At 69.1% G+C, this 18,244-nt stretch carries 14 protein-coding genes; 7 read left to right on the top strand and 7 right to left on the bottom strand.

All coding sequences use genetic code 11. The features are described from left to right. Positions 1-55 precede the first annotated feature (55 nt). The 5 genes from ACFQS2_RS03875 to ACFQS2_RS03855 form a co-directional block, all read right to left on the bottom strand. Positions 56-1,255: a type III polyketide synthase gene (locus ACFQS2_RS03875; RefSeq protein WP_377018951.1), complete on the bottom strand. Its 1,200-nt coding sequence runs from the start codon at positions 1,253-1,255 to the stop codon at positions 56-58. Positions 1,256-1,362: 107 nt separating this feature from the next. Next, positions 1,363-2,808, bottom strand: coding sequence for a sulfatase-like hydrolase/transferase (locus ACFQS2_RS03870; protein ID WP_377018952.1), 1,446 nt, complete (start codon positions 2,806-2,808; stop codon positions 1,363-1,365). Between the two features lie 2 nt (positions 2,809-2,810). Then, positions 2,811-3,662 (bottom strand): carbohydrate ABC transporter permease, encoded by an 852-nt coding sequence (locus ACFQS2_RS03865; protein ID WP_377018953.1) that lies wholly within the window; start codon positions 3,660-3,662, stop codon positions 2,811-2,813. Between the two features lie 38 nt (positions 3,663-3,700). Further along, on the bottom strand, positions 3,701-4,648 hold the full coding sequence (locus tag ACFQS2_RS03860) for a carbohydrate ABC transporter permease (RefSeq protein WP_377792786.1): 948 nt from the start codon (positions 4,646-4,648) through the stop codon (positions 3,701-3,703). A gap of 3 nt (positions 4,649-4,651) precedes the next feature. Continuing rightward, positions 4,652-5,902: an ABC transporter substrate-binding protein gene (locus ACFQS2_RS03855; RefSeq protein WP_377018956.1), complete on the bottom strand. Its 1,251-nt coding sequence runs from the start codon at positions 5,900-5,902 to the stop codon at positions 4,652-4,654. A 149-nt stretch (positions 5,903-6,051) separates the two neighbouring features. Here ACFQS2_RS03855 and ACFQS2_RS03850 point away from each other — a divergent pair, with 149 nt between their 5' ends. Both ACFQS2_RS03850 and ACFQS2_RS03845 read left to right on the top strand, forming a co-directional pair. Then, the gene (locus ACFQS2_RS03850; protein ID WP_377018957.1) at positions 6,052-7,308 is read left to right on the top strand and encodes an ROK family transcriptional regulator; all 1,257 of its coding nucleotides are present in this window, start codon (positions 6,052-6,054) and stop codon (positions 7,306-7,308) included. 155 nt (positions 7,309-7,463) lie between these two features. After that, the gene (locus tag ACFQS2_RS03845) at positions 7,464-8,612 is read left to right on the top strand and encodes an acyltransferase family protein (RefSeq protein ID WP_377792785.1); all 1,149 of its coding nucleotides are present in this window, start codon (positions 7,464-7,466) and stop codon (positions 8,610-8,612) included. A gap of 307 nt (positions 8,613-8,919) precedes the next feature. Here the strand turns inward: ACFQS2_RS03845 and ACFQS2_RS03840 are convergent, their stop codons facing one another. Both ACFQS2_RS03840 and ACFQS2_RS03835 read right to left on the bottom strand, forming a co-directional pair. Continuing rightward, a complete protein-coding gene (locus ACFQS2_RS03840) occupies positions 8,920-9,627 on the bottom strand; it encodes a GntR family transcriptional regulator (RefSeq protein ID WP_377792784.1) in 708 nt (235 codons plus the stop codon). Positions 9,628-9,713: 86 nt separating this feature from the next. Further along, entirely contained in the window at positions 9,714-10,610 is an 897-nt protein-coding gene (locus ACFQS2_RS03835; protein ID WP_377018969.1) for a hydroxypyruvate isomerase family protein, read from the bottom strand. 70 nt (positions 10,611-10,680) lie between these two features. Between ACFQS2_RS03835 and ACFQS2_RS03830 the strand changes: the two genes are divergently transcribed. From ACFQS2_RS03830 to ACFQS2_RS03810, 5 genes are all read left to right on the top strand, one after another. After that, positions 10,681-12,843, top strand: a complete 2,163-nt coding sequence (locus tag ACFQS2_RS03830) for a family 10 glycosylhydrolase (RefSeq protein WP_377792783.1) — start codon at positions 10,681-10,683, stop codon at positions 12,841-12,843. Beyond that, positions 12,840-13,706 (top strand): NAD(P)-dependent oxidoreductase, encoded by an 867-nt coding sequence (locus ACFQS2_RS03825; RefSeq protein ID WP_377018971.1) that lies wholly within the window; start codon positions 12,840-12,842, stop codon positions 13,704-13,706. Before ACFQS2_RS03830 ends, ACFQS2_RS03825 begins: the two co-directional genes overlap by 4 nt. Continuing rightward, the gene (locus tag ACFQS2_RS03820; RefSeq protein WP_377792782.1) at positions 13,703-15,859 is read left to right on the top strand and encodes an alpha-amylase family protein; all 2,157 of its coding nucleotides are present in this window, start codon (positions 13,703-13,705) and stop codon (positions 15,857-15,859) included. Before ACFQS2_RS03825 ends, ACFQS2_RS03820 begins: the two co-directional genes overlap by 4 nt. A 136-nt stretch (positions 15,860-15,995) precedes the next feature. Beyond that, positions 15,996-17,303 (top strand): ABC transporter substrate-binding protein, encoded by a 1,308-nt coding sequence (locus tag ACFQS2_RS03815; RefSeq protein WP_377792781.1) that lies wholly within the window; start codon positions 15,996-15,998, stop codon positions 17,301-17,303. After that, a complete protein-coding gene (locus tag ACFQS2_RS03810) occupies positions 17,300-18,244 on the top strand; it encodes a carbohydrate ABC transporter permease (protein ID WP_377018974.1) in 945 nt (314 codons plus the stop codon). Before ACFQS2_RS03815 ends, ACFQS2_RS03810 begins: the two co-directional genes overlap by 4 nt.

The following is an 18,244-nucleotide window of genomic DNA, read 5'->3' as shown; positions in this document are numbered from 1 at the left end:
TGCGCCGCGCGAGGACGACCGGAGACGCGGGGTCGACCAGGCACGCGCGGCGCCGTCACGGGTGGATGCTCAGTGCGGCGTCGGTCAGGGCGCCGGTCCCGGGCTCGGGCGCGGAGGCGGCGACGGGGGCGCCGATCGTGGTCAGCAGGGCCGTCTCGACCGTCAGCCCGGGACCGAATGCCATGGAGCACACGCGCTCCTCGGCGCCGGGGGCGGCCTCGTCCAGGATCCGGCGCAGCACGAACATCACGGTGGCGCTGGACATGTTGCCGAAGTCCCGCAGCGTCTCGCGGGCGGGGACCAGCTGGCTCTCGTCCAGCTCGAGCTTGGCCTCGACCTTGTCCAGGATGCTGCGGCCGCCCGGATGGATCGCCCAGCGCTCGATCTCCCGGTAGGGCCGCTGCGCCACCGACGGGTCGTGGGCGAGCAGCGGGATCAGGGCGCCGGTGATGTGCTCGTCGATGATGTGCGGGACGTAGGTGCCCAGCACCATCTCGAAGCCGTTGTCACCGATGTTCCAGGCCATGGACTCTTCGCCCACGGGGGTCAGCACGGTCTCGAAGTGGTCCAGCTGCAGCAGCGGCGAGCTGTGGGGGAGGTCCTTGCCGGTGATGATCGCGGCGGCGGCGCCGTCGCCGAACAGTGAGGAGCCGACGATGGTGTCGGGATCGTTCGAGGTGCGCACGTGCAGCGTGCACAGTTCGACGGTGGCGACCAGCACCACGGCGTCGGGATCGGCCCGGCAGATGGTCTGGGCCTGGCGCAGCGCGGGCAGGGCGGCGTAGCAGCCCATGAATCCCAGGTGGTAGCGCTGGACGGAGGGTTCCAGGCCGAGCGCGCGCACGATGCGGTAATCCGGCCCCGGCGCGAAGAACCCGGTGCAGGAGACGGTGATGACGTGGGTGACGTCGGCCCGCTCGATGCCTTCGGCGACCTCGAGGGCGGCGGCCGCGACGCCGGTGTACAGCTCGGTGGCCTCGCGGGCGAAGATCTCGTTGCGGGTACCGGTGGTGGGGTTCAGGAACCGGCCGGTGCCGACCTCGAAGAACACGGGCTCCTCATCGGCCGACGGGCCGTCCCATTCGGAGATGGCGCTGTAGCGGCGCTCGATCCCGGAGGAGTTGAACGAGGTGGCCACCAGGCGCTGGCCGAGGCGGCTCAGGTCGGGCTGGGCGGCGAAGACGTCGCGGACGTCGTCCTGGGCGAGCTCGGTGGAGGGGACTGCGACTTCCAGGGACCGGAGAGTGACCGTCATGGTTCATTGTCGGGCCGGGAGCGGGGGAGGGGCAATGGTCTGAACGGATGGTCGCTCCCGGCCCTGGTTCGTGAGAGGCCTTGGCCGGAGCAACGGCCCGGCACGGGTCAGGTGGCGGCCACCCATGCATGATGGGTCCGCTGCCACCCCGATAGGGCGTGCTCGAGCTCGGCGGTGAGGGTGGGCGCGTCTGCGGAGATATCCCGTGTCTCTGCCGGATCGAGGTCGAGGTCGAACACCGCCCGGGAGACCGTGATCGGAGGATCCATACCCTCCCGCGCTCCGATGACCAGCTTGTATCGACCGCGGCGCACCGCCCACTGGTCCTCGTACGTCCACATCACCGTGCGCTCCTGGGATGCCTCGTCGCCGGGCCCGGTCGTCTCCGCGGGGCCGGGCTCGGTCGCGGCAGGTTCCGCTCGGCCATGGCCCGGGGCTTCTGCGTCGTGCACCCGGTCCGCACCGCGCAGTGTCTCCAGCTGGGAGACCCCGTCGACGTCCGCCAACTCGGGCTCGGCACCGTCGACCGCATGCAGGATCGTCGGCAGCAGGTCCATCATGAGGCCCGGACGGTTGACCTCGGTGCCGGCCGGCAATCGGGCGGGCCAGGCCGCGATGCTCGGGACCCGGGTGCCGCCCTCGAACACGGAGCCCTTGGAGCCGCGCAGTCCGCCCGCGGAGCCTCCTGTGTAGGAGATCTCCTCACCGCCCAGCCAGTTTCGGCTCTCGCGCGAGGGTCCGTTGTCGGAGGAGAAGACCACCAGCGTATTCTCCCGGGCGCCGGCGGACTCCAGTGCTGCCAGGATCTCGCCCACGGCATCGTCGAGGGCCGCGATCATGGCGGCCATCTCGCGCCGGCCCTCAGGAAGGTGGGCGACGCGGGCCATGTGCTCGGCCGGGGCGTGCATCGGATAGTGCGGAGCGTTGAAGGGCACGTAGCAGAAGAAGGGATTCCGGGGCGCCTGGCGGGCGATGAACTCCGCCGCGCGGCGACCGAGGACGGTGGTGAGGTACTCGCCGTTGAGCCAGACCTCGTCCTCGCCGTCCCACAGATCGTGGACGGGATCGTGATCGCCCCAGTAGAAGATGTGCGAGTAGTAGTCCACGCAGCCGGCCCTGATGCCGAAGACCTCGTCGAAACCGTAGTTTCCCGGCGCATACTCGGCGTCGACCCCGAGGTGCCACTTGCCGAACAGGCCTGTGGCGTAGCCGCGATCACGCAGGAGCGAGGCCATGGTCTCCTGCGGAGGAAGGCCGGGGGTGTCCCGGCGGCCTCCCAGGATCTCCTCGACCCCGGCGTGCGCCGGGTACTTACCGGTCAGCAGCGAGGCCCGCGAAGGCGAGCAGACGGGAGAATTCGCGTACCACTGGGACAGCTTCACCCCGTCAGCGCACAGGGAATCCAGATGCGGGCTCGGGATGTCCTCGGAGCCGAAGCAGCCGAGGTCTCCCCAGCCCAGGTCGTCCGCGTAGAGGACGATGACGTTCGGGCGGGGATCGACGGGACGAGGGTCGACGGGGCGCTGGCCGTCCTGAGGGCGGTCGGCGGTCATGATCACTCCTTGAGAGCGCCGGCGGTCATACCGGCGACGAGTCGGCGCTGCAACAGCGAGAACAACACGATGGTGGGAAGTGCGGCGACCACGGAGGCAGCCATCACCACGCCCCAGTCGGTGCCGTACTCCCCGAACAGGCCGGCGATGCCTACCTGCACGGTCTTGACGGATTCGCTGGTGAGGAACACCTGGGCGAAGAGGAACTCATCCCACATGGCGATGAACGCGGTGACGGCCACGGTGACCACGCCGGGCCACACCAGCGGCGCGATCACCCGAGTGATGACGGTGAGGGTCGAGGCGCCGTCGATCCGTGCGGCCTCGTCCAGGGTGCGTGGCACGGAGTTGAGGAACCCGGTCATGAGCAGCGCCGCCAGGGGCGTGGTCATCGCGACGTAGACGATGATCAGCCCCGCGTACGAGTTCAGCAGGCGCAGCTCCGCGAAGACCAGGTACACCGGCGTGATGAGCACGACGAACGGCAGCAACTGCGTGGCCACCAGCACCAGCATCACAGCTGGCCTGCCGCGGAACGCGAAACGTGACAGTGCGAAGCCGGCCAGTGTCGCGATGGCCACCGTGATCACGGTGCCGACGCTGCACACCAGCAGGCTGTTGGGCAGGTACCTGCCGAAGTTCGTGGCCTCGAACAGTCGTGCGTAGGAATCCAGGCTCAGGTCGGACAGTGCGTTCGACCAGGTCACGCCCTGCGAGATCTCCTGGACCGGTCGCAGCGAGCTGTACAGCATCCACGCCACAGGGAAGAGGATCACCGCCAGCACCACGGCGAAGGGCGCCAGGAACAGCAGATCACGAGGCCTGCGCGCGTCACTCGAGCGGCGCGGTCGCACCGGCCGAGCAGCGGAAGCTCTGGAAGATGCCGTCCGTGTCATCGCGTCTCCTCCCGGTCCGAGGTCAGGCGCATGTAGGCGACAGCGAAGACCGCCATGATCGCGGTCATGACCAGGCCGATCGCGGCGGCTGCGCCGAGCTCGTTGTCGAAGAACGCGGCGTTGTACAGCTCGGTGGCCAGCACCGCCGTGTATCGGCCGGGGCCGCCGCCGGTGGTCAGCCATACATAGACGAAGTTGTTGAACGTCTGGATCACGGTCACCAGCACCACGATGGTGATCACCGGTCGCAGGCCGGGCAGGGTGACGCTGCGGAAGGAGGTCCAGCGACCGGCACCGTCCACCGAGGCGGCCTCGTACTGCTCGGACGGAATCGACTGCAGTCCGGCCATCAGGACCATCACCACGAACGGCAGCTCACGCCAGACGATGATCGCCACGATCGACCACCACACGGTGCTGGTCTGTGCGAGGAACGGGATCCCGTTCTCGACCAGGCCCAGTCCGGTCAGCGCCTGGTTCAGAACTCCCGAGCTGCCATCGAGGATCCATCGCCAGGCGGCGATGGCGACCACCTGCGGCACCATCCACGGGATGAGGATGATCGTGCGGGACACCCCACGCAGCTTCCAGCGCCGCAGGACGGGGGACTGCAGCGCGAGCGCCAGGGCGAGCCCTATCAGCAGTCGCAGCACCACTGTCATGGCCGTCAGCCAGACCACGGTGTTGACCGCGGCTCCGCCGAAGTCGCCATTGCTCCACAGCTCCGAGAAGTTCTCCGCACCCACCCATTCGCCGTCGCGGGGGGATTGGTACGGCGAGAGGCTCTGGAAGGCCAGGACCACGTTGTAGACCGAGGGAACGAGGAACAGAAGGGCGATGACGGCCAGCGCCGGCGTGCTGAGCAGGTACGGCTGCAGCGGTCGGGCAGCTCGTCGCGTGGGAGGGCGTGAGTCCTTCTGCGCGGGTGCGGACGGCGGTGCCATGCGTTACTCCTCCAGCTCGTCGGCGAGTCTGGTGATGATCCGGTCGGCCGCCTGGGCGGGTTCCGCTTGGCCCGAGTAGACGGCGGAGAACTGCTGGTTCACGAGTTCCTGCAGAGCGGCGATGGTGATCGGAGCGTCCGCGTATCGCGCGAAGGATCGTGCGTGGGGAAGCTGGTCGATGAATCCCTGCTCGGAGGGGTCGACGTCGACCTGGGTGAGGGTCCCGGCCGACGCGGGGTACTGCGGGTAGGTCCGGAAAGTCTCCGGGCTGAGCAGATGGGTGACGAACTCCCAGGCCGCCTCCGGCTCCTGGCAGTTCGCGTTGATGCCCAGGGCCCGGCCTCCCAGATGGGTCGCGCCGTCCTTCAGGCCCGCGGGCATCGGCGCGGTGAGCAGCTCCGCCTCGACGCTGTCCCGGGCCGTGCGGAAGGCCGCCGGGGGCATGAAGGTCATCGCGCAGGAGCCGTCATCGAGCGCGCCGATGATGCTCGGATCGCCGTAGTCGGTGACGGCCTGCATCGCGGTGGGAGTGATGCCTTCGGTGAAGAAGGCGGCGAAGTAGTCGATTGTCGCGGTCAGCTGCTCCGGGTCGACGCCCACACGCCAGAGGTCACCGTCAGCCTCGATGAGCTGGGCGCCGTGGGCCCATAGGTGGTAGTTGATCGGGAACCACTGGGCGCTGGAGAACTGTGCCCCGGCGGGGAAGACGAATCCGTGGATCTCCCCGTCGGAATCCTCGGTGATCCGTGCGGCAGTCTCGGCGAGTTCCTCCCAGTCCTGGGGCGTGCGGTCGATCCCGGCGCGCTCGAGCAGATCGGGGCGGTAGACCAGAGCCATGGTGTCCGCCGTCCACGGGATGGCCCACATCGACCCGTCATAGGTGGTCATATCCGTGGCCAACAGCTCGTCGGCGCCCTGGGGCGGGGAGCCGGTCAGCAGATCGTCCAGCGGTGTGAGGATCCTGGGCTCGGCCATGAAGGAGACGTCGGTGAACGCGAGCTGGGCGATGTCCGGTCCGGAGCCGGCGTTGGCCTCGCGGGCGAACTGCTGGGGATTGTTGGGGGAGAGGGTCTCCATGGTGACGCGGTAGTCGGGATGCTCCGCGTTCCAGGCGTCGATCGCTTCGACCAGTCCAGCGGCTTGGTCCGCGGGATCGAATTGGCGGAAGACCCGGTCCCCGTCGGTGTCCCCGCCGCTGCATGCCGATAGCGGCGCCGCCAGCAATCCGGCAGCGAGCACGGTACGTCTCCTCATGGCGCCTCCCCGTCGAGTACTGCCGGGGCGAACCCGGCGCGCACCGGATGTCCTGGGATCCGGTGCGCGCCAGTAGACATGATCAATTTGACATAGTCAATAGGTGCCCGCGAGGGCTTCGCGGCACGGCGGCCCGTAGCATCGGGCAGATGAGCGGGGCGAGCGAGACGGCTATGACAGGCGCGGTGCGTCGCGGGACGAACCTTCCTCGAGTCGCGGGATACAACCAGGTCCTGGTGCTCGACCTGATCCGGCGCGCGCCCGGGCTCAGCCGCAGCGACCTGGTGCGGCGCACAGGGTTGACGATGCAGACACTCTCGAACATCTGCCGTCGCCTGGTGGAGGCCGGGCTGATCCGCGAAGCCGGCCGAGTGCGTTCGGGCATGGGGGCACCGCGGATCGTCTATGAGGTCGAGCCCGAGGGGCGGTACGCCGTCGGCCTGCACATCGATCCTGCCCGGCTGACCTTCGCCGTGCTCGACCTCGCCGGGAAGGTGGTCGCCGAGCGGACATCGCCGGTGCCGGATCCTTCGGACCCGCCGCACGTTCTCGACGCCATCGACGGCGGCGTACGCGCTGTACTGAGAGAGCTCGAGATCCCGATGGATCGAGTGGCCGGGCTAGGGGTCGCCACGCCCGGCCCGATCGACGCTCCGCGCGGGGTGGTCGTCGCCCCGCCCCAGCTGCCCGGCTGGGATCTCGTCCCCCTGCGAGACGATCTCCAGGCGCGGTTGGAGATGCCCGTGGTGCTCGAGAAGGACAACACCGCGGCCGCCATGGGCGAGGTGTGGAAAGCCCCCCGGGACGGCGAGAGCTTCGCCTTCCTGTATCTGGGAACCGGTGCGGCCGCCGGGATCGTGCGGGACGGCGAGGTGCTGCGCGGCTCCGGGGCAAGCTTCGGGAATATCGCGCATATGGCTGCTGACCCCGACGGGCCGCACTGCTCCTGCGGCGGGCGGGGGTGCGTCAACGTCTCGGCCTGGCCGGGCGCGATCGTGGCCGACGGCATGGCCGCGGGTGCTCTGGAGCCCGTGGACACCGGCGATCCGCACGCTGTCGAGCTGGCGCTGGCCGAGCTGGCGCGCGCGAGCCGGGAAGTGCCGGATTCGTCCGCAGCCCAGGTCCTCGAGCGCGCGGCGGGCAGCTTCGCCCGGGTCGCCGTGCAGCTGGCGAACCTGCTGGACCTCGATGCGATCGTCTTCGGAGGGTCACAATGGCCGGCGTTGGAAGAGACCTTCCTGCGGGTCGTGCCCGAGCTCGTCAATCGAGCGTTCATCGCTCGCTCGTTCCGCTCCGTCGAGGTGCGAGGCACCTCCGTCGGTGGGCCGGTCGGGGCGATCGGCGCCGCAGCGCTGGTGCTGCAGGAGACGATGTTCGACGCGACGGGACAGCTGCACCTGCAGTGAGCGGGCGTATCTCGCCGGCTGTGTCGGCGTCCCTCAATCAGTCACGAAATGTCTGTCTGTGGCGTGGTCTGTCCGGTTTTGGCGAGCAGGTTTGTGGCGTTCGCGACGCCGTGGCGCAACCTATCGGGGCGGTATCCGGCCTAGTCTGACTCCCCATGAACGGAACCGGACCGGCTCCTGCCCGCGGGCGGATGCAATGGATGGACCTCCTGCGCGGATTGGCCATCCTGCTGGTGATGACCCTCCACATCAGCCTCGTCCAGCAGGTGTGGGACGGTCCCGCGCCGCACGGAGCCGTCCTGGTCTCCGAGGCCGCGGCCCCCTTCCGGATGCCGATCCTCCTGTTCTCCTCCGGGATCCTGCTGCCCAGGGCGCTGGCCAAGCCCACACCGCGGTTCCTGGCCGGCAAGGCGCGCAGCCTGCTGTGGCCTTGGCTGCTGTGGTCCTTCGTGATGCTGCCCCTGGCGGGCTGGCAGATGGCGAAGGACCCGTACTGGTGGAGCAACGGGATGTACACGTGGTTCCTGCTGGCGCTGTTCGTGTACTACGTCATCGGGCTCGTGACCCAGAAGATCAACCCCGCCTGGATCGCGGTGGCGAGCGTGGCGCTGTGGACGCTGCTGCCGCCGATCGGGGTGCACCTGGACCCCTATATCTACCGGCCCGACAAGTTCCTGCTCTATGCGGTCTTCTTCTTCGCCGGAGCGGCTCTGCGCAAACCGCTGACCTCCCGCAACGTGCCGCTGCCGGTTCTCGTGCCCGCTGTCGTCGTGGCTCTGGGCTGGGCGGCCTACGCCGTCTGGCTCGACCGCGCCCCGCTGACCCCGGTGATCTCCCAGATCGCGATGCTGATCGGCGTGGTCGCTGCGATCGGTATCGCGCAGCGCCTGCCACGGTTCTGGCTGGTGCGCGGCCTCGAATGGATCGGCCGCAACTCGGTGGTGGCATACCTCGTGCACCTGCCCATCGCCGAGCTCCTGGCCCGCTACCTGGCTCTTCCCGCCGGCTCGGTCGGCTTCGCGATCTCCTTCACGGTCACGCTCGGCGTCTGCCTGCTGGCGATCCGCCTGCGGCCGTGGACGTCCTTCCTCTATGCCTTCCCCAGCCTCGACGGTGCCCGCGTTCCCCAGCGTGCCCGGGAGGCGGCGGCAGCAGCGACTGCGCCCGGTCTGGGTGCTGCGATGGCCGACGACGCCGCAAAGGTGCCGGCGGGAGCTCCTGCTGCGGTGCCCGCCGCCCCCGTCGACGCGTCGGCCCCTGCACAGGACGCGTCGCCGTACGCTCGGTTATCCGACGCCCGGTGATCCGACGCTCGGTGACATGAGGCGTGACCGCAGCGACGGCGGCGCCCGGCGCACCCTGTCCTGACAGCGGCGTTCTCCGTGCACTGCCGGCGCGAGGAGATTCCGCTCGCATCGCCCGCGGTAGCCGTTAGCGCCCAGCGTGCATGATCGCGCGTTCGCGTTATGTCAGCACTGATGCGCGGCGAGCCGCTCTCGCTGGAGCATGAGAGATTCGCGGGTGAGTTCCTGACGGGCCGGACCCTGGGAGCGCCGCGCGGCGTGCGGTGACCGGGTGGGCCGGTGAGGCTACCGCGCTCGCGCTCCGGTGTCAGTCATCCCCGGGCCCAGCGCCGCTCTTCGCCGGAGTGGATCCGCCCGCGACCTGCGTTAGGACTCTCTCGCGCGCCCGGCTCAGATGGGTCGCCAGTGCGGCTCGCGCACCGTCCACATCGCCGTCGCGGATCGCCGTCATGATGGCGTCGTGCTCGCTGACAACGGTGGTGGGGGAGGTGCGTCGATGCGCCGCGTACTGCCCCATCGTCAAGTGGATCTCCCCGGCGATGATCTCGTACATGCGGCTGAGCCGGTCGCTGGCGACGCCGTTGACCAGAGCCCAATGGAAGTCGATGTCGTACTGGACCTGATCGCGGAAATCCGCTCGTTCGGCGGCCTGGGTCATTGCTGCCTGGGCACGTGCGACGTCGTCGGTGAGATTCCGAGCCTGCGCCAGGTGCGCCGTCGCGGCGGATTCGAACGTCTCCCGGCTGAAGAACAGGTCCTCGATCTCGCTCGCGTCGAGCACGGGCACGGAGGCGGAGCGGTGCGCGGTGCGTCGCAGGAGGCCGAGGGAGGTGAGACGCTCGAGGCATGCTTTCGCCGTGGGACGGGCCACGCCGTACTCGCCGGCCACCCGCTGTTCGGTGACCTTCTCGCCCGGGACGATCTCGCCGTTGATGATGCGCTCACGCAACGAGGCGAACAGGGCCTCGGTCAGTGACGCTGGCCCGAGCTTGAACTGGCCCGATGGTGTCGACACGGCGACTCCTCTTCCGTCCATGCCGCCAACACCGGCGACGTTCCCTGCGGACACTACACATGTCCGGCATGTTTCCCGGGCTTACATCATGCCAGCGGTTGCGAGTCCGGTGCCGGAGTCAGCCAGTCCAGAGTGCGCAGCGTCTCCTCGGTGGGCCGGTACTCGGCGGCGACGGTGCCGGTATAGCCGTGAGCGCGCAGAGCCGAGCCGATCGCCGCGAAATCCACGGAGCCGCCGCCCGGCTCGCCGCGGTCCGGGGAGTCGGCGAGCTGGACATGACCGATGCGGTCGGCGGCGCCCTCGATGAGATCCACGATGTCGACCCCGTTCCGGGTGAGGTGGAACGTGTCCAGCAGCAGCATCACGTTCGGCGCGCCGACCTCGTCGATCAGCTCGAGCGCGTCCTGCGCGGTCTCCAGGGGGTATGCGCCGTTGAGGCCGCGGGCGAGCGGCTCGACCAGGATCACTCCGTCGCTGATGTCGCTGCCGTCGCGCGCGGTGAGGCCCGACATGGTCTCGGCGGCCCGACGGTAGGCGTGCACGGCCGCTTCGCGCGCCGCCTCCTGCGCCGCCTCCTGCGCCGCCTGGTCGGCGTCCGGCGGCACCTGTCCGTGCAACAGGTTGAAGCCGCGGCAGCCCGTGCGCTGGGCGATGGTGCGCAGCACGGCTAGGGAAGCCTCCAGCTCGTCCGCGCGCTCCGGGGCGCAGGCGATGCCGCGCTCGCCGGCGGCCATGTCCCCGGCGAATACGTTCATGCCGGTCAGTCTCACGCCCGAGTCCTCGATCGTCTCGAGGATCTCCTCGACCGCACCGGGGTCCGGGTCGGCGGTGGGGAAGGGCCACCAGCACTCCACGGCCGTGAAACCGGCCTGCCGTGCCGCGGCGAAGCGCTCAAGGAGGGGCAGCTCGGTGAAGAGCAGGGAGACGTTCGCGCTGACGTCATATCGATGCCAGGTCAATCCTGTCTGTACGTGGGAATCCATGCCGCCATCTTGTCACATGAAGCTATACATGTCAGCATGTCTAACAATTACTTCATCTCAAGGGGGATCAGTGACGATCGACGAAGCCCAGCCCGAGCTGACCAGTGCAGTGCGCAGCCCGCAGTGGTACCTCAGCGCGACACGATGGACGCAGCTGACACTCACGGAGGACGACCCCTCCGCGCTCGACGTCGACTTCTGGGTCGACGTCATGACGCGGACCAGATCCAATGCGCTGTGTCTCAGCGCCGGCGGGTACATGGCCTTCTATCCCACGCAGATCCCATACCACTACCGCAGTACGCACCTGGGGGACCGGGACGTGTTCGGCGAGCTGGTCGAGGCTGCTCGCGGCCTCGACATGCACGTCATGGCACGTGTGGACCCGCACGCCGTCCACGCCGAAGCCGCGCAGGCGCATCCCGAGTGGTTGGACCACGGTCTCGACGGAGCGCCCGTGGAGCACGAGTCGATGCCGGGCCTGTGGTGGACCGACCCCATGAGCCCCTCGCACTGGGAGTTCACCACGCAGATCGCCCAGGAGATCGTGCGCGAGTACGACGTGGACGCCGTCTTCGCCAACCGCTGGGAGGGGCGCCGCCGCGTCAGCTACAACCCGCTCACCCGCGCCGCCTTCCTCTCGGCCACCGGGCAGGAGCTGCCCGTAGAGACGGACCCCTCCGATCCCGCCTGGCCCGCCTTCACCGCGTGGCGGCGCCGACAGCTCAGCGAGCTCGTCGTCCACTGGGACGACGCCGTCCGTGAGATCCGCCCTCACGTGCGGTTCATCCCCAACCGCGGAGGCGCCCTCACCCGTGATCTGGACAGCGATCTCGTCGAGGACCGGTATCCTATGTTCTTCGTCGACAAGCAGGGGCGGTCCGGGCTCGAGGCCTCATGGACTCCGGGTCGCGTGGGCAAGCGTGCGCGCGGCCTGTACCCCGACCGGCCCGTCGCCCTGATCACCTCCGTCGGCCCCGAGGACGGGGAGCTGCGCTGGAAGGATTCCGTCGCCGACCCCCACGAGACCCGCGGGCTCGTCGTCGACGGGTTCGCGCACGGGGCCCTCCCGTGGTTCACGAAGTTCAAGGGCGAATGCTTCGACACGCGGTGGGTCCAACCCATGGCCGACGCCTTCCGGTTGCACGCTCGCGTCGAGCAGGCCACGGGCCACCTGCGCCACACCGCGGAGGTAGCGCTTCTGGACTGCGTGGACCGCGCCTCGGCGACCCCCTTCGGGCAGGGCCACGGCGGGGGAGCGCACGAGGACGGCGTCTACCAGGCCCTGATCGAGGCCCGGATCCCCTTCGAGTACATCGCCGAGGAGGCACTGACCGCCCAGCGCCTGCGCGGCGTGCGGGTGCTCGTGATCCCCACAGGTGCCGATCTCGTCCCGGCGACCGTGGCTGCCATCGAGCAGTACGTCGCCGACGGCGGCGGCCTGGTGGCCGGGTACGACGCCGGGCTCACCGGCGGCTCGGACGGAAGCCCGGGCCGACTGGCCCTCGGGGACCTGCTCGGGGTCCGGCTCACCGGCGGCGTGCGTGGCCCGCTGAAGAACAAGTACATGAGCCTCGAGGCCGGCCACCCGCTCACCGCGGGATATGACGGCGCCCAGCGCATACTCGCCGGCGCCCACGTACTGGACATCGAAGCGCTGCCGGACGCGGACGTCGCCTTCCGCTTCGTCCCGGACTATCCCGACCTGCCGATGGAGGAGGTTTACCCCCGCCCCGGCCCGACTCCGCCCGCCGTGGTGACACGTCAGCATGCGGGTGGAGGGCGCACCGTGCACATCGCCTTCGACATCGGCGAGGTCTATTGGCGCGCACTCCAGTCCGACCACGGCCGTCTGATCGCCGACTCCGTGACCTGGGCACTGGGGCGGCAGCCCTCGCGCGTGAGCGTGAACGGGCAGGGCCTGGTGGACCTCGCGGTCCGCGAGGGCGAGGACGAGATCGCGGTGACCGTGGTGAACCTGACCGACCCCATGGCGATGCGCGGGCAGCGCCACGACGCTCTGCCTCTGCATGACCAGGAGGTCGTGCTGACCATCCCCGACGGCGCTGAACTCGGCACCGCCGATCTCGTCATTGCCGGTGGGCCGGCCCGCACCGAGGAGCGGGACGGCAGGCTGCACATCCCGCTCGAGACCGTCGACGACCTCGAGGTCGTCCACGTGACCTGGACACCGACCCGCACCGATGCGGTGCAACACGGAGGGCAAGCATGAGAATCGGATTCATCGGACTCGGCGTCATGGGCACCCCCATGGCGAAGAACCTCCTCGACGCCGGACATGACCTGCAGGTCCATCGCGTCAAGGAACGCTCGCAGCACCTCGTCGACGCCGGAGCCACCGCCGCGTCGACGCCAGCCGCAGCCGCCGCGGAGGCCGAAGCGGTGATCCTCATGCTGCCGGACACTCCCGACGTCGAGACCGTGCTCCGCGGCGAGGACGGTGTGCTCGCTGGGCTCGCCGACGGTGCGCTGGTGATCGACATGAGCTCGATCTCCCCCGTGCGAACCGAGCGGCTGGCCGCGGCCGTGCGCGAGACCGGCGGCGGCTGGGTCGATGCTCCCGTCTCCGGTGGCGAGGTGGGCGCGCGCGATGGTGCCCTGACCATCTTCGTCGGCGGTGAGGACGCCGACGTCGAGCGGGCGATGCCCCTGCTGGAGATCCTCGGGGCCCGCGTGACCCACATGGGACCACCCGGCGCCGGCCAGGCCACGAAGGTCGTCAATCAGGTCATCGTCGGCATGACCATCGAGGCCGTCGCCGAGGGGCTCGCACTGGCCGAGGCCTCCGGCATCGATCCCGAACGGGTGCGCGCCGCTCTCGACGGCGGTTTCGCGAGCTCGCGGATCCTCGAACTGCACGGGCAGAGGATGGTCGAGCGCGCGTTCGACCCCGGTTTCCGGCTGCGGCTGCACCGCAAGGACCTGCGTCTCGCCGAGGACGTTGCCGCGCACCGGGGCCTCACGCTGCCGGGGATTGAGGTCGTCGCCGCCCAGATGGACGAGGCCATCTCCCGCCAATGGCAGGAGCTGGACCATTCCGCGCTGTTCCGTCTGTTCGGCGAGGACTTTCGATGACAGGCGAGATGGCAGGGGGCGAGCCCGCTGCTGGCCAGGACCCCCGCGACGGGGCGCAGTGGTGGCACCAGCCGTTCCGCACCTTCCAGACAAACCTGCGGGAGATCGACGCCGAGCTGGACGTCGAGGCCGTGCTCACGGCCATCGAGTCCTACGGGGCGGACACCTGGCTGCTGAGCGTCGGCGGCATCATCGCCAACTACCCCAGTCGCCTCGAGGCCCAGACGGTCAACCCGCGGCTGGACCGGCGCCCTTCCGGCGACCTCGTGGGGGACGCGACGCGTGCCGCAGAGGCCCGCGGCATCCGCGTCCTGGCCCGCATGGATTTCTCGAAGGTCGACGCGCGGCGCGCGGAGCGGAATCCGCAGTGGTGTTTCGTCGCCCCGGACGGGCGGCCCCAGGTGTACAACGGCTATCGCAGCGTCTGCCCCAGCGGCGAGTACTACCAGCGCGAGATGTTCGACGTCGTCGCGGAGGTGCTGGAGAGGTACCCCATCTGCGGGCTCTTCTTCAACTGGATGTCCTTCAACGAGGTCGACTACAGCCGCCGCTACTGGGGTGTGTGCCAGTGCGAGGCGTGCCGTCGCGGCTTCGCGCGGTTCGCCCCCGGCGTGCCACTTCCGGCCGGGCCCGAGGATGAGGGTTATGGGACGTGGAAGGTATACACCGCGGCCGTGCTCGCCGAGCTGAATCAGCGGATGCGGGCACACGTGCGCCGGCTCGCCCCCGGCGCCGCGCTCATCCAGGGCGATCGTGCCGACATCACGTTCCACGAGGCCAACAACGCCGTCGGCCGCGAGCTGTGGCACCAGGCCATCGCCGACGCCGTGGACGTCGCGCGCTCCGAGGACCCGTCCCGAACGGTCTTCGTCAACGCTGTGGCCTTCATGGACATGCCGTACCGCTGGGCGGGGGAGGACCCGCGGCACATGGAGCAGTACGCCGTGCAGTCCATCGCCCATGGCGCCCAGCCGTCCACCTACATCATGGGTACGCCGGCCGACAGTCCGTTCCAGGCTCTGAAGGCCGGCGAGGCGATCACCCGCTTCCACCGCGACCATCAGAGCGAATACACCGATCTCGTCGCCACGGCGCGCACCGCACTGGTACGGCCGCGCGGCGGGCACGTCCGCAGCCGCCGTGAATTCGAGGGGTGGCACAGCGCTCTCAGCGAGAACCACATCCCCTTCGTGGTGCTCGCGGAGCCTGCACTCGCGACGATCTCCCGAGACCGGGTGGACCTGATCGTCCTGCCCGACCTCGGCGACCTGCCCGAGGAGGCGACTGTCGCCCTGACCGGCTTCGTCGCCGCCGGCGGAGCCGTGATCGCCACCGGCAGCTCCGGCTGGTCCCCGAACGGGCACCAGTTCGATGCCGGTGGCGAGCACCTCGCGCAGAAGGCGGTGTTCGACACCGAGGAATCGCTGCGCTCTCTGCACCTGGACATCGGTCGGTCCGTCGCCGGCGGTATGCGGCCGACGGAAAGTACCACGCGTTCCCACGGGCCGCAGTCCGGGGATGCGGCACCCCTCCACGTGCCCGTGATCGGGGAGTTCCGGGCCATCGGTGTGACTGGCGTGATCGATGGGACTGCTTCGTCGGGCGACGATGGGGCAGACGGCACGGCCGGGGACGCCGCCGCGCTCGAGGTCGACTGGCCCGTTCTGGGCCGTTCCTTGTACGGCCCGCCGGAGAAGTGTTATGGGAACGAACCCACCGGTCATGCCGGCCGGATCCGCCGGCGGTGCCCCACGGGCGGATCGGTGACGGTGCTGCCCTGGCTGCCCGGACAGGTGCTGCGCGAGCTCGGCCTGTCGGCCGTGGCCGCGGCGCTCGCAGAGACGGTGGCGACCGCGGGGCCTGCGAACCTCCGGTGGTCGGCGACCGTGCCCTCGTTCGTGCGAATCGTGCCGGGTCGCGGCGCAAAGGGCCCGCTGATCCACCTGATCAACCGCAGCGGGGAACGACCCCAGCGGTTCGTCGACCCCGTGACCACCGGGGTGGCGGAGCTGGACATCCCGTGCGAGGCCGAGCCGCGGGCAGTCCGCGCGCTCGTGGCCGGTGAGGACCTCGAGTGGGACTGGTCGGCCGGGACGCTGAGCGTGCGCACGCCCCCGGTCGACGTCTTCGAGGCTCTCTCCGTCCGGTGCTGAGGCACGGCCATACCGTGCGGCCCAAGGAAGCTGAGCCAGATAGGCATGTACTCTTGACAGACAATCTGTCATTCGCGAGGATTGTCCACATGGGGGCTACGAAGCCCTCGGTCCTTCCAACGACGGGAGCACAGCAATGCGTCACCTCAGCCGACGGAGTCTTTTCACCGGGGCCGGCGCGATAGCCGGCACGAGCGCGCTGGCCGCCTGCGGCGGTGTGGCAGGAGGTGGAGGCGGTATCGCTGACGGCGGCGTCCGCTACGCCTTCTGGGGCAACAACGTCAGGCAGCAGAACTATCAGGAAGCCTTCGACCTGATGGAGCAGCAGAACGAGGACCTCACCCTCACGGTGGAGTTCGCCGAATACTCCGCGTTCCAGGAGCGCATGACGACCCAGATGGCGGCGGGAAATGTCGCCGACATCTTCTGGATCCCCTCCGCGCAGGTCATGACCTACTACGCCAATGGCCTCTACCGGCCGTTGGACAGCGTCGGGAGCCTGGACCTGAGTGACTATTCCGAGCAGGACATCGAGGACTTCTCCCTGGACGGCGAGCACAACACGATGCCGTTCGGCATCTTCGTGCCCGTGATCCGCTACAACGCCACCTTCGCCGAAGAGGACGGCGTGGACTGGCCCGAGTCGTGGGACTGGGACGGCTTCGCCGAGTTCGCCAAGGACTACTCCTCGAACACGGAGGATCGCTGGGCCGTGGCCTACGCCGCCGACGCCGACCTGCCCTTCGAGGGATGGCTGCGCCAGCACGGCGAACAGCTGTGGACCGAGGACGGCCGCATCGGCTACACCCAGGAGGGTCTCGAGAGCTGGTTCGCCTGGTGGGAGGACCTCCGCGAGGCCGGCGCCACCCCCAGCATCGGGGAGCAGGACGGCGTGGCGGCCGGCTGGGAGGACGTGGGCGACCGTTGCCTGGCCTGGTTCAGCAACTCCAACCACATCGTCGACGACGCGACGATGTTCCCCGATTTCGAGTTCGGTCTCTCGCACCTGCCCGTGGACCCATCGGCGCCCGAGGGGCACCAGTTCCTCTACTATCCCCGCCAGGCGATCTACGCCGACGCCAGTGACGAGAAGGCCGAGCTGGCCGGTGAAGTCTTCAACTTCACCCACGGGACCGTGGACATGCTGAAGATCGTGGGCCTGACGATGGGTGCTCCGGTGAACCCGAGGGTGACCGAGGAGTACAGGGAGTTCGCCAGCGACAACGAGAAGAAGATGCTCGACGTGGTCACCGAGGATCGCGACGTGGATCGCCAGCCCCGGTACGAGGCACCCGCCGGATCGAGCACCTGGCGCACCGTCATGACCCGGGTGCTGGAGGAGATCACCAGCGGCAGCTCGACGATCCCCGAGGGGGCCGCAGACATGATCGCTGAGATCAACCAGGGCATCGATCGCGCCGCCAGCGGTGAGGAGGACGGATGAGCGCGCCCGCGGCGGCGCCGGCGGCGGAGGAGGCCTCGGCCGGCTCACCGCGGCCGCGGCGGAAGACGCGACACAATCAGGAGCTCGCGGCGCACGCGTTCATGTCGCCGTGGCTGACCGGACTGCTGCTGGTGACGGCCGCGCCCATGTTGGCCTCGCTGTACCTCTCCTTCACCGACTACAACATCATGACCGCGCCCGAGTTCATCGGGCTCGACAACTTCCAGCGCATGCTCGGCGACGACAGGTTCTGGGCGTCGGCGCGCGTGACCAGTATGTACGTGCTGGTCTCGGTGCCGCTGCAGCTGGTCTTCGCGCTCGCGCTGGCTCTCGTGCTGGATAGGGGACTGCGCGGGCTGTCCATCTACCGCAGCGCGTACTACCTGCCCTCTCTGCTGGGCACGAGTGTGGCCGTGGCGGTGCTGTGGAAGCAGATCTTCGGACAGGAGGGCCTGGTCAATCAGGCTCTCGCCCTGATCGGCATCGACGGCGCGAACTGGCTGCAGAATCCGGACAGCGCCCTGTGGACGCTGATCGTCCTCAACGTCTGGACCTTCGGTTCGCCGATGGTGATCTTCCTGGCCGGGCTGCGGCAGATCCCGGAGGAGCTGTACGAGGCGGCGAGAGTGGATGGGGCCTCGAAGCTGCACATGTTCCGTCACGTCACCATCCCCCTGCTGACTCCGATCGTCTTCTTCAACCTGATCCTGCAGACCATCGGCTCGTTCCAGGCGTTCACGCAGGCCCACGTGATCAGCAGCGGCACGGGCGGCCCCGTCGACTCGACGTTGTTCTACACCCTGTACATCTACCAGCAGGCTTTCGTGAACTTCGACATGGGGTACGCCTCAGCTCTGGCCTGGGTGCTGCTGCTCGCAATCGCGCTGATCACCGCCCTGCACTTCACCCTGTCCAAGTACTGGGTGTTCTACGGAGACTGA

Origin of the sequence: Brachybacterium sp. GCM10030267 (assembly GCF_042666875.1) — a bacterium.
Classification (GTDB): Bacteria; Actinomycetota; Actinomycetes; order Actinomycetales; family Dermabacteraceae; genus Brachybacterium.
The sequence above is the reverse complement of the archived record's forward strand: the minus strand, read 5'-3'. Positions and strand labels throughout refer to the sequence as shown.

Bases quoted from the DNA above. Each gene is read 5' to 3' on its own strand.
- ACFQS2_RS03855 (WP_377018956.1), bottom strand. From the start codon at position 5,902: ATGAGGAGACGTACCGTGCTCGCTGCCGGATTGCTGGCGGCGCCGCTA.
- ACFQS2_RS03870 (WP_377018952.1), bottom strand. From the start codon at position 2,808: ATGACCGCCGACCGCCCTCAGGACGGCCAGCGCCCCGTCGACCCTCGT.
- ACFQS2_RS03820 (WP_377792782.1), top strand. From the start codon at position 13,703: ATGACAGGCGAGATGGCAGGGGGCGAGCCCGCTGCTGGCCAGGACCCC.
- ACFQS2_RS03815 (WP_377792781.1), top strand. From the start codon at position 15,996: ATGCGTCACCTCAGCCGACGGAGTCTTTTCACCGGGGCCGGCGCGATA.
- ACFQS2_RS03845 (WP_377792785.1), top strand. From the start codon at position 7,464: ATGAACGGAACCGGACCGGCTCCTGCCCGCGGGCGGATGCAATGGATG.
- ACFQS2_RS03810 (WP_377018974.1), top strand. From the start codon at position 17,300: ATGAGCGCGCCCGCGGCGGCGCCGGCGGCGGAGGAGGCCTCGGCCGGC.
- ACFQS2_RS03860 (WP_377792786.1), bottom strand. From the start codon at position 4,648: ATGGCACCGCCGTCCGCACCCGCGCAGAAGGACTCACGCCCTCCCACG.
- ACFQS2_RS03835 (WP_377018969.1), bottom strand. From the start codon at position 10,610: ATGGATTCCCACGTACAGACAGGATTGACCTGGCATCGATATGACGTC.
- ACFQS2_RS03825 (WP_377018971.1), top strand. From the start codon at position 12,840: ATGAGAATCGGATTCATCGGACTCGGCGTCATGGGCACCCCCATGGCG.
- ACFQS2_RS03850 (WP_377018957.1), top strand. From the start codon at position 6,052: ATGAGCGGGGCGAGCGAGACGGCTATGACAGGCGCGGTGCGTCGCGGG.
- ACFQS2_RS03875 (WP_377018951.1), bottom strand. From the start codon at position 1,255: ATGACGGTCACTCTCCGGTCCCTGGAAGTCGCAGTCCCCTCCACCGAG.